Genomic DNA, 13,283 nt, shown 5'->3' with positions numbered 1-13,283 from the left:
TTTGGAACAAAAGAAATTATCTAACCATACAACAGCTCATTGGTATGGATAATACTAATCTGAATAAGACATAAATATACACTAATGTCAGTAAGGAACAAAGACGTATCTTTTTACTTTTAATATACCAATTAATAGAATCTCGATTTTTTTCAGGCTATATTTTATTAGTGATTCTTCTTTAAATTGTCATGTTTTTCACGGTATATAAACATCAATGAGGCCTTTTATACAGAAGGACTCATTGATGTTTTTTAATTGCGATATGGCCTCTGAAGATTAATTAATTTTATAATATTCTCACCCTCTGCAGGTTCGATATAAATCTTTTTAGTGTTGTTGAGTATCTCTTCTGTATCTTCTTGAAGTGTTTTTTCATCTACATCGGGTGGAGGTGCTTCCCAACGCATTGGTGCGTTATAAACATTTATTGTGCCATCGCCGTTCCCTTTATAGGTTATGGATCCGTCGATTAGACGAGACCCTGATAATTGTATAACGCCTTCTGGGTAGGTGGCGCTGTTATCGATATTTGGATTGATGGGTTCTCCAACAGGTATATGCCGAATATTTAATTCGTCTATATCCTGATTTGCTCCAAGTTGCAACCAAACGCGTGCATATTCGATTTGTTCACTGGAATATGGAGCTAGCGGATCTTTGTTTTCTTTATCACTTGTGTTTGAGTCGTTACTTTCATTTGATTTGTCCTCAGAACCAGAATTGGCTGGTTCTTTCGAGATGGTGTTAGTTGATTCGTTCGTGTCTGTTTTTTCACCCTCGCTGGTATGAGTGCTTTTGTCTTTCTCCGAGGATTGTTCCGTTTGCTTAGGTGCAGAATTACCTGATGTATTACTGGTTTCTTCGCTTGCCTTATCAAAGCATCCTCCCAACAGTATTAAAACGCCAAGTAAACCAATTAACCTAGAAAACATCTTCATTTGATAAGTCATTCCTTTCGACCAAAATACCAATTGATGTAAATTAAACAAATTATATACAATTGATTATATCACAATAATCATTTTAGCTGATTAACCTTCTTTGACAATTTGTATACATTGCAGATATATTGGTTGAAATTAAATTAACATGATGATTCGGGTCAAAAAGAATTTAAAAACACTGTCCCTTTCAATTATGTTTTATAGAATAATGCTTCTTAAAACTTGAAGCAGCTTTATCAAGCCTCTTTTTTCATAAGAAAATAAAAATAAAACTTATTCTTCTACAATTAGATATTCCTTAATACTAACTGCATAACGACTATTTGGGAGGTAGGAAATTTCTAGAGTCTTTCCTGATAAGTTTTCTTGGTAATAATTTTTTGATATATTGAAGCTGTACACGTCTAAGGTGAGATTATTAAATTCTAATTCCATTAGAATTTCAGTTCCATAGTCAGCGTCATCAAACTCCGCTCCAATTGGGGTTGCTACAACCGTTTCAAACTGTTTGTTTTCAAAAACTGTTTTATCTTTATAAAGATTTATGGAAGTTTCTATAAATGAATAGCTCGTTATCATCATTAACACGGTAATAAGTAAACAAATGATCTTTGCAATCCAATTTCCTGCCCCAATAATCAAGGCTATAAAAATAATACCAAAGCAGAGACAAAGGCTTGCAGCACTAAAGGAACCAAGCATTTCCGAAAAAATGAAATTTTCATCGCTTAGCTCGGATATCCCCCATAGAATTAACGTTATAATGAAGAATAACAATCCAGTAAACGCGAATAGGCCAGCAATAATTTCCCTTCTATCCTTACCTAGCCAAGTTCCGCGTGTTAACCTCTTTTTCTTTTTTAGCTTCTTAGTCATGTTACCCCCCTTAAAAATCAAATTCGAACTAAAAAGGAACAGGAGTCGCGAAAAAAGTTCAGTCTCCTTATAATTGAAAGAAGAGAATTTTTCTTATTCCTCTTGCCATTGCTGGCGCCAATCTTCATCTTTGGCATTAATTTTATTTTTATTTTTTAGGGCCTTAATCACTTCTTTTGTTGCCTCAGCAATAAGTTCGTCGTTATAATCAGCATCTTTTTTATCGCGACTCGAAAGTACAGCAAGAACAATAGGATCTCCTTTTGATGGCCAAATAATCGCAATGTCATTTCGCGTACCATATGATCCTGCTCCAGTCTTATCAGCCACAACCCAACCTTTCGGCACTCCAGCACGAATTAACTTATCTCCAGTAGTATTTCTCTTCATCCAATCTAGTAAAAGTTCACGTTTCTCTGTTGGAAGTGTATCTCCCAATGTAAAAGCCTGAAGACTAGTCGCAAGTGCTCTTGGTGTACTAGTATCATGAGTCTCACCAGGATTAACTTCATTTAAATCTGGCTCAAATCGCTCAGGATTGGTAACATTATCTCCGATATTCTCCAATGCTTTTTTAAATCCAAGTGGTCCCCCCAGTTGTTTGAGGATGAGGTTTCCAGCAGTATTGTCACTGTATCGGAGAGATGCATCAGAAAGCTCCTTCAGAGTCATTCCCGTCTCAACATGCTTTTCTGTAATGGGATTATAATTAACAAGATCCTCACGTGTATAGAAAATTCTTTGATTAAGATCTTCTATTGATTTTTGTTGTAAAAGTGCTCCTACAGCTAAAGCCTTATGAGTAGATGTATATGCAAAACGCTCATCTGGATGATAGGTTATTGTTTGGTTGGTACCAGTATCCAATGCAAAAACACCAAGTTTAGCATCATATTTATCTTCAAGCTTCTCAAACTTATAATTAGTGACAGTTTCTTGTTTTTTGTGTTTAGTTAACTCAGCTTGAACGTTATTGTTTGAATAACCAAGCGTTGCACAAGAAAGAAATAGTAAAATCACAATTTTTCTGAGTGTGGAAGTGTTAAGTATGTTGCTTAATGATTTCATAAAAATTCAACCTCTTTCCTAAAAAATTTTTTAAATGTTCTCCTGGATAGCAGCCGAATCATTTAACTTATTTCATAAATGTAGACCTCCTAATTATGTTATTAAGCTCCTATGTACGAATTGAACATGCAAGCAGTTTTACTGAATACACATTAAATACCACAAATGTAGTATTTCATATATAATCCAGTAATGTCAATATTTTTTGTTTTATAGTATCCCAATTTATAACAGAACGATAACGTTTAGTTTAATTATTGTCTTGGTACATTTAAGCCTGTTAGCCAGTCTAAAGGTTTTTTCTAATTACATATAATTGACTAACCAAATTCCTACTAACGATTTATTAATTATAAATTTCTTTATTGGTAAATAGCGAGAATATTCCATACAAATTCTGTCAATCATTGAAATAACATGAATTACGGAGGAATTGTATGAATGCTATTTATTTTATAAATGAACGGATATCCTTAGGAGGGTTATCGAAAGAAGATAGTGTATGCCTACAAAAACAGAACTTGTTAAAATACATCCAAACAAACAACCTGAATATTGTTAAACCAAATATATATCAGATTAATGAGTATTACACCATCCAACACGCCCTTTTATACGATTTGGAAAAATTCGAAATAGAAAAAATAGATTACCTGCTATATTACTCCGAAGAAGTGATGCAAGACTTTATTTACATCTATCCAGACTATTGGTCTTTATTAAAAAGCCACTTTAATGTTGTGATTTCTTTAAAGAGGTTAGATACTTTTGAGGACAACTCCAATACATTAATTAGTTAACGGATGAAGGAGTAAGTATTTTCGTATTTTGATTCCTTTATAATTAAACCTTTATTAATTTAACTGAGATGAATATAGTACTTTTTATATAAATAGAGTAAAATCTTGAGGTGCTTAACACGCTATATAAAAACGAGTTTTGAACCGATTCATACGAACGAACGCTTGAAGAAGGGTTTTTGCTTAAAAACCCCATGTAATATTACTATTTTCTATCTGAACAATGAAAGGTCAACAGAAGAACGCTCCTAGTATACCCTTTTTATTAAGACTAGATAGTGATTTTATTTCGTTTTCTTTCTTAAATATCTTATGAGCCAAAATACTATAGATAAAATCAATATAACAATCGAGGTCGAAGCTATTAAAAAACATAAAAAATGAAATTATTAGGCCTAAGCAATTTTAAAATAGAAAGAAATTCCTCTTTTACTCTTTGTATTATCACTTTGTTCTACTTATTACGCAGAAACTGTTCGAAGGTAACTTCCCCCTTCTGATTATTTATATTTGTGTTCTTTCCATCAATGAAAGCCTTGGATAACCTCCCCGGCAAAGAAACATCAAATACTGTCTTCTTTTCCTTCTTCGCGTTTATTTTTACTTCAGCCATCTCTCTAATTGTCATTATCTCAGGTCCGCCATAATCCTCCACCCTTCCTTTGGGACCATTATTCACCAAATCAATTAGATGGGTTGCAAATTCATGCACGTCTACACTCTGCACTTTCCATCTCCCTGGAATGACATATCTGTTAAAGAGAGGTTTGGATAAAAGTAAGTTTTCCACAAAGCCATGAAATTGCGTGGCACGTGCAATAGTGTAAGGAACAGTACTTTTACTTAACAATTCTTCCGCTTCCAACTTCAGTTGATAGTATTTCCACGGTATTTCTTCGATACCCACGATGGAGGGGTAAATAAAGTGCTGTATATGTTGTATCTTACTCAACAGATTTCGTAAGCCTTCTATTTCTACCTTTTTGACGTTTTTCATCGGGCTTGTTGCTGCATGGATGATGACATCCACATCCTTTACAGCCTCTTCCAATCCCTCTCCTGATACCAAGTCGCTGTAAATCCACTCGAACTGTTGCCAATCTTGAGGTCTATTTCTAGATGTTATCTTCACTTTGTATTCTGTATCTTTTAGACGTAACAGCAAGGCGGAACCTAAATAACCTGTTGAACCTGTTACCAACACTCTCACGTAGAACACGACCCTTCTGAGGACTATTTCTTTATATTTTATTATTCATTTGTCTATTGCTTTATACGTCTTATTAGAGTGATACAAAATAAGCCACCAAATGGCAGCTAGAAATCTAATTATATAAATGGATAACAATAAACAGATTAAAGCTAAGCTAAATGAAACATTGGCGTTTCTTCGATTTCTTCTCCATTTTACCCCCGAAAGAAAAACGAAATTCCAGCAGAAATAGCAGAGCAATCAGCAATATCTTCAGGATGCTGATTTTCCTAAGGTTAAGCTAAGTTCACTTCAATTACCAAAGTATTCAAATCATAAAAAACGTAAAACTTTTCTTAGCTATAGCAGTCTATATAAAGGGAGAAATATTCAAAGTAACCCCTCAAGATTCACTTCATAGAGGTATTTCAACTGTTTTTCCATAATTATGGATGGAACATGAGGGAATAATGCATCTCGAAGAGTTACAGAAACGCGGTCATTCAGCTGTGCAACCACTCCAATTCGATTTGACATTCTGGTAATTGCACTTGTCCGTCCAGTTCGTTCTTGTTCATATCTTTCCAATGCTTCCTTAATTGTAGGACTTGTCTTTAAATGACCTGCGAGGATGATTGCATCTTCAATAGACTGTCCAGCCCCTTGCCCCAAATTTGGCGTCATAGCATGTGCCGAGTCACCAAGCAAAACAATGTTTCCGAATACAAAGCGGCTAATTGGTGGCAGATCATAAATATCATGGTTGAGCAATTGGTTATCAGAGCTTTGCGCCAGTATCTCAGGGATTGGATCATGGTAACCTTCAAATATCTTAATCAAGTTCTGTTACAGAAAAGTTTCTTAATGGAGAATTCTCAACTTTGGCATTAACGCATGCGAACCAATAGATTCGATTGTCCTGTAAAGGAACCAAACCAAAGCGTCCCTTGCGGCCCCAAGTTTCTATAAATACTTTCGGATTGTATCCTCTCAAGTTCGGTTTAGTCTCTACAACAGCTCTCCAACAGGTGTATCCCGCATACCTTGGTTTAACACTTGGCATTAGAGTATCACGAATGGTAGAATGAATACCGTCCGCAGCAATTAGTAAATCTCCTTCCTCTGATGTACCGTCTTCAAACCACACTTTCACACGGGAGTCACTTTGTTCAAAACGTAAAGTCTTTCCGGTATGAACAATTTGTGCTAGACCTAAGGAGTTTATTAGCAACTCTAAGAGTTTCCCTCACTCAATGGCAACATTGTCAAGTCCATACTTGCGGCTAATTAGAGCTGAGTCCGTCTGTTGGAGGATTTTCCCCGCAGGTGTAGATAGCTTTTATTCATTTTCATTAAGCCCTACTAACATAAACAATATGTTATTTTTTTGAAAAAGATGCTCCAATTACTCTTATTTTGGAAGTTACTCTGTTTAGCGATTAAGCTATCCTGCACCAGATTGTTATATAAGAGTATTCTTTTCTACTGATTACAGCATTGGCTCGCATCCTTTGTTTTCATAAATAGTTAAGCAGCTACCCTAATTTTATAAAAGGTAGCTGCCTATGTTTGTTATATAGTGCTGGTTTATATTGATTGACTATAACAATATGTGTCATTCGGGATAAAGTGATAGAATATATTCTTCAGTTGTGAAAGTGTTGAGGATCCCTAAAAACCTCTAGCTGAGCATGATTACGAATTAATCCTGGTATCTGATTTTCATCTAATTGTTCTAAGATTGTCATTAGTCTTTCCGCAGTAGACCTATTAACTTGTCTTATTTGATAGAACCCATCTACAAATTGTTCTACAAGGCTCTCATCAACGTTTTCAATAGGGGCAGGTAATATTCTTGACCTTCAATTTACGGTTATATGAAGAATTCTTCACATAAACGCATTACATTTACTTCTAAATTTGATAAAATGTTACTAAATCTAATGAAAACTGTACATTCCGTTTTTATTAGATTTTAAATGAAATAATAGCAGACTCTTTCTTTTCAATATAGTTCTACTCCCATTTTTCTCCGTTACTAGCAAAATAATTTCTAAGTATTCTAAACTTTCTGCTCAAAAGTGTATACATAAAGCTTTAAATTAGCTAGGTTATTAAAAGTTTAGATGGATGACTAGTATTCGATTGAAGATGTATAATATTACTATTTGTCTAATTTTGTCGAATCTATATGCTTTTTTCACTATAAGTTTTATTATTTAAACGGATATTATTATTATAAGGAGAAATATACTATGTCTAAAGTACTCGAATTTAAAGCGGCTGGAAAAACAACAGTTACACTTGAGGGGAATTTCTTAAGAATTAAAAGAAAAGGTTTATTGAACTTTGCTAATCATGGCTTAGATGGGGAAAAGTCAATTGATATAAACAATATTTCCGGTGTACAAATGAAAAAAGCTGGTGCATTAACAAATGGTTATATTCAATTTGTAATTCTGGGAAGCCGGGAAAGTAAAGGCGGACTTATGGCCGCTACACAAGATGAAAACACAGTTATGTTTGCTAAGAAGGAACAAAAAATGGCTGATGAAATAAAGTCTTATGTAGAAGAAATCTTAGCATCTAAGCATCAACCTACGATTCTATCAGAAACAAAGACAGATTCAGCAGAAGAAATTCGTAAGTTTAAAGCATTATTAGACGATGGGATTATATCAGAAGAAGAATTTCAACAAAAGAAAAATCAATTATTGGGATTATAAATATAAAAAATGCCCCGCTCATTGAGCAGGGCTATTTCTGTGCATACTGATAGGCCAACGATCTTAGGTATACTTTTTTATTAATATTAAGTTAACTACAAAATAAGCCGCAAACAGCAGCTTTTTCACTATCCTCTATTCGATTATCTCCAACGCCAATTTATATTCCCATCTTTAAAAACAGCAGGAGTTTCTATTCCCTCTTTATTCCCCTGGTCATCAGCGATAAACCAGTTGCTCTCATTTAACCATTCTGCATCAAATTGGTCTTCTTCAAAATCATGTTCTTCATTTGTAAGAGCTTCTAAGAATGTTTTATATCTTTTTATGTTTGCTGTCGGTTTGAATGTTCCATATACCCAAGCGCCTTCTCTATTTACATCCTGAATGTCACCTAAGTATTCTTCCTTATAGTACAACTTCATTCCGGTACCCTCCTTCAAGTTATGGAGAAAAGTTACATTATAATTAGCATTATTGCACAACTTGAAGAAACCCCCAATATACTTGAGGGTTCTTGCTGAATAAGTCAGTTTAATGTCCCACGATTCACCTGTTCATAAAAAATGCCCATATTTTCCTTCAATTTCATGGATACTTCACATAATACTTCAATTGCTTCAGCTTTGTTGTTTCCTAATTGATAAACCACATCATTAAATAGCATTTGCATCTCTCTTAAAATGGCGATAGATGCCAGGTTATAAAGATGAACATTAAAATAACCACTATTATTAAATATGGCACTTTCTACATAAGGTCTAAAATTGTTTAGTAGAGTTGGATATTCATTAATTAAACGGCCTAATCCTTTACGGACCCCTTCGATGGTAGCGGCTAGTTCATCCAATGGCTTTAGAGTGTTAGCGACACCGGTTCGGATTTTATCATCAAAGTCTGAAAAGAGACTAAGTAACTTCCCTGGAATGGTTTGACTTAGAGCAAGATGGGTCGCTCCTTTTATACTTGATGATAGGATTTCTAATGTGCTTTCGATGGCGAAAGTCAAAATCTGTCCTTTTTCCAGAAGAGGGTAAAGCAGTGCCTGAGTCGATAAAGTAAAGGAAGTGTAAGAAGTATCTAATTGGATTTCCTTAATCTTCATCCTCCATTCCATGTAAGGGGAATCTTCCAACTTGTAATTATTAGTTCCCTGTACTGAAATCGAGTCGGAATGAGTAGATTTACTTTTAATAGATTGCCCGAGAGATTGATCACGCATTTGAAAGTTTGCGGCAACATCCTGTACTTGCTTTTTGAATTCCCTAATATGAGAAAGAAGTATATCTCTGTTAGTATTGACAATACCATAATGGGCATTTAACTCACCGACTACTGCATCATACCAGGCATCCTTTCCGCCTCTAAATAGTTCGGGAATTTTATCTGAAATAATGTTAATAATGTTTCTTGAGATGTTATGAATATCAGCCTTTAGTTCGTATAGATTATTGCGAATCTCTGAAAACAAGCTTTCTACACTGACATTCGTCTTGAAGATATGCTCAAGAAGCTCTGCCGGTGGAGAATTTAATATGTAATTCAATGATTTGCTTTGGCTTTCTGCGATATTTAATAATGAAATTAAATAATCAATCTCCGCTGTCAATCTATTGCTTAATGAAGTGATGCCAAGAAATAGCGGCTCACTGATCATGTTTTCAAACAAATGCTCGAAAGTATTCTGCAGCCCATTAAGCCGCTCGTTAAAACGATTACTTTCATCCTCCACAATGGCAACCGAATTGCCAAGATATTCGTGAACAAGGTTCAGTCTTTCCATCACATTGTTTTGCAGAGAGGCGGCAAGTATATCCAGGTTTTCTTTATTTATTTCAATGCGGTCTGAGTGTCCCCCATATAGAGGAACACCCGTCCATATACTTGATACAATGTGTGAATCCGCATCGATATAAATCCTGCCATATCCCGGCTTTCCTACTTCTCCTATCACATAGAACTGGGAGCCATCTTCATTTCTTAAATATCCTGTATGGTTTGTAGCAAGCTTTGAAAACTCAGGAATACCATTGAAAATTTCATACTGCTTACCTGGAATACGGTCATGAAGATTTAAAGCGATTAAAGTCTGAGTCAGTACATCGTAGCTGCTGAAGTAGTTTGTGATATTATCATAAGTTTGATTAGGATCCACCATCCCTTCAGGAAGAAGGGCGGGGTTTAAAGTAACCGCATTTACTTCTGGATTCTCTACCGCTACTGCACCAACTAGCCCTCCACCAAGGGAATTACCTGCAATAGATTTAACGCCGCCCACGTTCTTATATTTTTGGTTCATTTCTGTGTAATAATTTCTTGCTGCTTCTAGCTGTACAGGAGTAAGGTCACTTAAAAGCTGCGCATCTGTAATGATATCCTGCTTGCCATATTTTCCACTAGCATCTGTTCCGACATAAATAATGGATATTTCCTCTGTCTCCATATTTACAACTGTCATAGAATCAAGGCCGGTTGGATCTTCATAATGGGTATCAATAACTGTATAATCTGTATCATTTACTTGTATTACCGATTCAAAAAGCGGATAGGTATATGCATGTAAGCCTGCAAGTTCAACTAAATCTTTATCATTATTTGCTATATTTGTATTTATATTTGGTGAACCTTTAAGTGTCTCCATATATTCACCTGCTTTATTCCTTAGTAATGTAATCCGGGAAACCACGTTTTAAAGAGTTTTCCTTAGCACCTTCAGCACTCTGTTTATCTATGAAGTTATCATTGAGCGAGAAACTGTAGGTACCATTAGGTATTGAGTCCATTTCCTCTAACTCTTTTGTGACTTGATTAAATATTTCTTCACTTGGTTTTGCCTGCTTATCAGTCATAAATAATTGAATATTAATTTTGAAATTTTCGGCGTTAAACATGTTCTCATCATAGGCATTCCGCAAATTTTCTACACTTTCATTAGGATTGCTTATATATAGGTCATAAACTGGTTTAATCGCCTCTTCTTTACTTGTTAGCGCTATAAAGTAATATGGAGTCATATATCCATGTCCGCCAACATTTTGGAGGGCTTCTATAGTTTTGCCAGTAATTTGCCCTTTTGCTGCAAGCGACTCAAGGTAACTATCGAGCTTCTTGAATTCATCACTAAAGATCATATGATATAATCCGCCTTTAATAGCATTTTCTACCTGGAATTCATCTGCCCAAATTTTATCTGTCAACACTTGCTTTCCTTGTTCCTCAATTGGTACAACCGCATACGTATAGAAATGTAGATTCCCTTTAGATTCTACAAAAATCGTTGCCCCATCACGGCTACCGACTACATTATGTACATAAACATCAGTTTTATAGTTATCCTTAAAATACTTTATAGTTGCTTCTTCTATCTGGTTCCGATTCTCTTCAGCAAGTTTATCGGTTTCTTTTCCATATGGAAGAGCATAACCTTCACCTGTGTAATCCTGAACGCTCACCAAGCTGTCACTAGAAGTTCCAGCTTGTGTTTCTTTAACTTCTTCATTTTCATTATTAGTATTTGTACTATTCATACCCGAACATCCTCCAAGCATTATTGATAACCCAATAGTGCAGAGCAAAAATTTTGTATTCTTAACCATAGTTAGTATATCCTCCCTAAAGGACTGTGCCATACCTATTATTGTAGCTGATAAAGTTATATATTTACAATTAAAAAGGTGAAAAATTACCCTTTTTACGCAGAAATAGGATGAAAGTCTGGAAGGAGCTAAATACAATAATACAATACAAGACAACGCGTGTGTTTTAGTAATGCTGCCTTCTCTTCTGTAAATAAAGGCTATGTTAAAGGTAAAGGTTGATTTAAAATACAAAAATAAAATGAGCTGGAGAATATATCTCCAAGCTCATTTTCTTTTTGTATCTTTTTTTACTAAAGCCCCCTATAGCTTAAGTACATTTATTCACAAAGTTAATTATCCATATCAATTTATTGCAGGAAAAATTCCAAGTTAGCACCATAAAATTTGAGTAATAAGTATACTCCATTTAGTTAGCGCAATTGTTAATTATACAGCGGAATTAACCACTCCTTTTTAATGATTCATAAACTGCCCAACAATGGTGGTCGTGAACAAGAAGACCTTGAACACTATTAATATCTATCCACTTAATATCATGGTCATCTTCTGTAGGTTCTTGTATTTTATCTAACAGATCTGCCAAGTAAAAATATCCTTCGTTTATTAAAGGTTCATTTTTAGTGGATTGAAAATATCTCTTTGCTTCTCCTAAAAAAGGACCTATGGAAACTTTATATCCCGTTTCTTCTAACATTTCTCTTTCTAGACAGTCTTGATAACTTTCATCCTTCTCAATACCACCGCCAGGTAAAAAAAATGTCCTCTTGAATTCTGGACAGTTAACACTTTATCCTTCGTAATATTAAGAATAACAGCATAAACGCCTTTTCTTATTTGATAATCAATACCATAAATTTTCTCACCAAAAATCTTAAACATACTCCACACCTCAACTTTTTTCCTTAACTAATCTGTAGGATCCTTTTTGGTACAAAAAAGAGCATTAATCCTTCTGGATTAAACTCCTTAATGTAACAACCTTCTCTTTTAACATAAAAAAATACTGCCATGTTTGTCATAAGAAAGGCTTATCCCTTTAATATGAGTGCGAAGTCTTTTATTACTTTAATTTATTAATTACTTTCTATGCATTACAAATTGTGATTTGCTGTATCTAAAATTGCTTTTTTCATAGAAGGGTATTAGATGGTCCTCACAAAACAAACTTATTACATCTATATTTGAAAGCTCATCCACCATTTTTACTAGCATTTTTTTTCCGATACCATTCTTCTGAAATGAACTATGTATAACAACATCTTCAATATATGCTCTAAATTTACCATCTGAAACTGCTCTTACAAAACCAATTAAATTATCGTCTTTCCAAGCACCCACCGATGGAACCTTATTTAGCATCTCGGCAATATCTTGTTCTGATCTTTCTTCCCACCACCCTACATCTTTATATAGTCTCATTACATCTCTTGATTTGATTTGTTTTTCTGTACAACTTAATATTTCTATGTTCAATTTTTATGCTCCTTCTAATTACAATAGGTTATCTATAGACATTTATTATAGGATGGGGGTAAATTTATATTTGGTATATATAAGGAGCAGCACTATTTAGTAAATTTTCTACACCGTTGTTATGGTAAGGCATTAATTCATTAGCCCTTTGCAGGTCAACCCATGCTATTTCTGATATTTCCTGCTTATCCTGGATTAATATTTCTCCTACTATAATCCTAGCTTTAAAAGTAAAAAAAATTGCGTGATGTCCCTTTTCTTTAAACATTGCTTCATTTACAGCTACAATGTTCTCTGCTTGTACTATTAGTCCTGTTTCTTCCTTAGTCTCACGTACCACTGCTTGTTCAAGAGTTTCCCCTTTTTCAACTGCTCCACCAGGAAGAGACCAACCGCCACCCTTATTATTAACCATTAGGATTTCTTGTGTTTCTTCATTATAAATTAATGCATATCCTACATCTACTCTTATCATTCTTCTCACTCTCCAAATTAGTTAGCTTTACTAAAGGAATAATTATATCAAACACTAAGATAAAGTTAACAAACCAACCTTCCATGTTTCTACCAAAAGCTAGTTTTAATTTATTACAGGAATGCTC

At 34.6% G+C, this 13,283-nt stretch carries 14 protein-coding genes; 2 read left to right on the top strand and 12 right to left on the bottom strand.

All coding sequences use genetic code 11. The features are described 5' to 3' along the window. Window positions 1-254: 254 nt before the first annotated feature. From ACLIJJ_RS25690 to bla, 3 genes are all read right to left on the bottom strand, one after another. Window positions 255-953, bottom strand: coding sequence for a hypothetical protein (locus ACLIJJ_RS25690; protein WP_411411896.1), 699 nt, complete (start codon window positions 951-953; stop codon window positions 255-257). Window positions 954-1,220: 267 nt separating this feature from the next. After that, window positions 1,221-1,823: a hypothetical protein gene (locus tag ACLIJJ_RS25685; RefSeq protein ID WP_411411895.1), complete on the bottom strand. Its 603-nt coding sequence runs from the start codon at window positions 1,821-1,823 to the stop codon at window positions 1,221-1,223. Window positions 1,824-1,916: 93 nt separating this feature from the next. Then, the gene (bla, locus tag ACLIJJ_RS25680) at window positions 1,917-2,891 is read right to left on the bottom strand and encodes a class A beta-lactamase (RefSeq protein ID WP_411411894.1); all 975 of its coding nucleotides are present in this window, start codon (window positions 2,889-2,891) and stop codon (window positions 1,917-1,919) included. A 437-nt stretch (window positions 2,892-3,328) separates the two neighbouring features. Here bla and ACLIJJ_RS25675 point away from each other — a divergent pair, with 437 nt between their 5' ends. Next, window positions 3,329-3,691 (top strand): hypothetical protein, encoded by a 363-nt coding sequence (locus tag ACLIJJ_RS25675; RefSeq protein WP_411411893.1) that lies wholly within the window; start codon window positions 3,329-3,331, stop codon window positions 3,689-3,691. A 454-nt stretch (window positions 3,692-4,145) separates the two neighbouring features. Here the strand turns inward: ACLIJJ_RS25675 and ACLIJJ_RS25670 are convergent, their stop codons facing one another. The 3 genes from ACLIJJ_RS25670 to ACLIJJ_RS25660 all read right to left on the bottom strand — a co-directional run bounded on the left by ACLIJJ_RS25670 (window position 4,146) and on the right by ACLIJJ_RS25660 (window position 6,114). After that, window positions 4,146-4,910, bottom strand: a complete 765-nt coding sequence (locus ACLIJJ_RS25670; protein WP_411411892.1) for an SDR family oxidoreductase — start codon at window positions 4,908-4,910, stop codon at window positions 4,146-4,148. Window positions 4,911-5,273: 363 nt separating this feature from the next. After that, complete coding sequence (locus tag ACLIJJ_RS25665) at window positions 5,274-5,723, bottom strand: FAD-dependent monooxygenase (RefSeq protein ID WP_411411891.1); 450 nt, start codon at window positions 5,721-5,723, stop codon at window positions 5,274-5,276. After that, complete coding sequence (locus ACLIJJ_RS25660) at window positions 5,716-6,114, bottom strand: flavin-dependent monooxygenase (protein ID WP_411411890.1); 399 nt, start codon at window positions 6,112-6,114, stop codon at window positions 5,716-5,718. The genes ACLIJJ_RS25665 and ACLIJJ_RS25660 overlap by 8 nt, the downstream gene beginning before the upstream one ends. Window positions 6,115-7,138: 1,024 nt before the next feature. On the opposite strand from ACLIJJ_RS25660, the gene ACLIJJ_RS25655 reads away from it, so the two are divergent. Next, window positions 7,139-7,609: an SHOCT domain-containing protein gene (locus ACLIJJ_RS25655; protein WP_411411889.1), complete on the top strand. Its 471-nt coding sequence runs from the start codon at window positions 7,139-7,141 to the stop codon at window positions 7,607-7,609. A 143-nt stretch (window positions 7,610-7,752) separates the two neighbouring features. On the opposite strand, the gene ACLIJJ_RS25650 is transcribed toward ACLIJJ_RS25655, so the two are convergent. The 6 genes from ACLIJJ_RS25650 to ACLIJJ_RS25625 all read right to left on the bottom strand — a co-directional run bounded on the left by ACLIJJ_RS25650 (window position 7,753) and on the right by ACLIJJ_RS25625 (window position 13,156). Beyond that, entirely contained in the window at window positions 7,753-8,034 is a 282-nt protein-coding gene (locus ACLIJJ_RS25650) for a hypothetical protein (protein ID WP_233315232.1), read from the bottom strand. A 104-nt stretch (window positions 8,035-8,138) separates the two neighbouring features. Continuing rightward, on the bottom strand, window positions 8,139-10,250 hold the full coding sequence (locus ACLIJJ_RS25645) for an SA1320 family protein (RefSeq protein ID WP_411411888.1): 2,112 nt from the start codon (window positions 10,248-10,250) through the stop codon (window positions 8,139-8,141). A 13-nt stretch (window positions 10,251-10,263) separates the two neighbouring features. Beyond that, window positions 10,264-11,205, bottom strand: a complete 942-nt coding sequence (locus ACLIJJ_RS25640; RefSeq protein WP_411411887.1) for a DUF1672 family protein — start codon at window positions 11,203-11,205, stop codon at window positions 10,264-10,266. A gap of 442 nt (window positions 11,206-11,647) precedes the next feature. After that, window positions 11,648-11,944 (bottom strand): NUDIX domain-containing protein, encoded by a 297-nt coding sequence (locus ACLIJJ_RS25635; RefSeq protein WP_411411908.1) that lies wholly within the window; start codon window positions 11,942-11,944, stop codon window positions 11,648-11,650. 341 nt (window positions 11,945-12,285) lie between these two features. Continuing rightward, window positions 12,286-12,627: a GNAT family N-acetyltransferase gene (locus ACLIJJ_RS25630; RefSeq protein ID WP_411411907.1), complete on the bottom strand. Its 342-nt coding sequence runs from the start codon at window positions 12,625-12,627 to the stop codon at window positions 12,286-12,288. A 118-nt stretch (window positions 12,628-12,745) separates the two neighbouring features. Beyond that, complete coding sequence (locus tag ACLIJJ_RS25625) at window positions 12,746-13,156, bottom strand: NUDIX hydrolase (protein WP_411411886.1); 411 nt, start codon at window positions 13,154-13,156, stop codon at window positions 12,746-12,748. Window positions 13,157-13,283 lie beyond the last annotated feature (127 nt).

It is taken from the genome of Niallia laureatilytica (assembly GCF_046613985.1).
In the GTDB taxonomy this organism is placed as follows: Bacteria; Bacillota; Bacilli; order Bacillales; family Cytobacillaceae; genus Niallia.
The sequence above is the reverse complement of the archived record's forward strand: the minus strand, read 5'-3'. Positions and strand labels throughout refer to the sequence as shown.

What these genes read in the sequence shown, in the direction of transcription:
- ACLIJJ_RS25685 (WP_411411895.1), bottom strand. Translation starts at nt 1,823, where the DNA reads ATGACTAAGAAGCTAAAAAAGAAAAAGAGGTTAACACGCGGAACTTGG.
- ACLIJJ_RS25655 (WP_411411889.1), top strand. Translation starts at nt 7,139, where the DNA reads ATGTCTAAAGTACTCGAATTTAAAGCGGCTGGAAAAACAACAGTTACA.
- ACLIJJ_RS25675 (WP_411411893.1), top strand. Translation starts at nt 3,329, where the DNA reads ATGAATGCTATTTATTTTATAAATGAACGGATATCCTTAGGAGGGTTA.
- ACLIJJ_RS25645 (WP_411411888.1), bottom strand. Translation starts at nt 10,250, where the DNA reads ATGGAGACACTTAAAGGTTCACCAAATATAAATACAAATATAGCAAAT.
- ACLIJJ_RS25630 (WP_411411907.1), bottom strand. Translation starts at nt 12,627, where the DNA reads ATGAGACTATATAAAGATGTAGGGTGGTGGGAAGAAAGATCAGAACAA.
- ACLIJJ_RS25640 (WP_411411887.1), bottom strand. Translation starts at nt 11,205, where the DNA reads ATGGTTAAGAATACAAAATTTTTGCTCTGCACTATTGGGTTATCAATA.
- bla (WP_411411894.1), bottom strand. Translation starts at nt 2,891, where the DNA reads ATGAAATCATTAAGCAACATACTTAACACTTCCACACTCAGAAAAATT.
- ACLIJJ_RS25625 (WP_411411886.1), bottom strand. Translation starts at nt 13,156, where the DNA reads ATGATAAGAGTAGATGTAGGATATGCATTAATTTATAATGAAGAAACA.
- ACLIJJ_RS25690 (WP_411411896.1), bottom strand. Translation starts at nt 953, where the DNA reads ATGACTTATCAAATGAAGATGTTTTCTAGGTTAATTGGTTTACTTGGC.
- ACLIJJ_RS25650 (WP_233315232.1), bottom strand. Translation starts at nt 8,034, where the DNA reads ATGAAGTTGTACTATAAGGAAGAATACTTAGGTGACATTCAGGATGTA.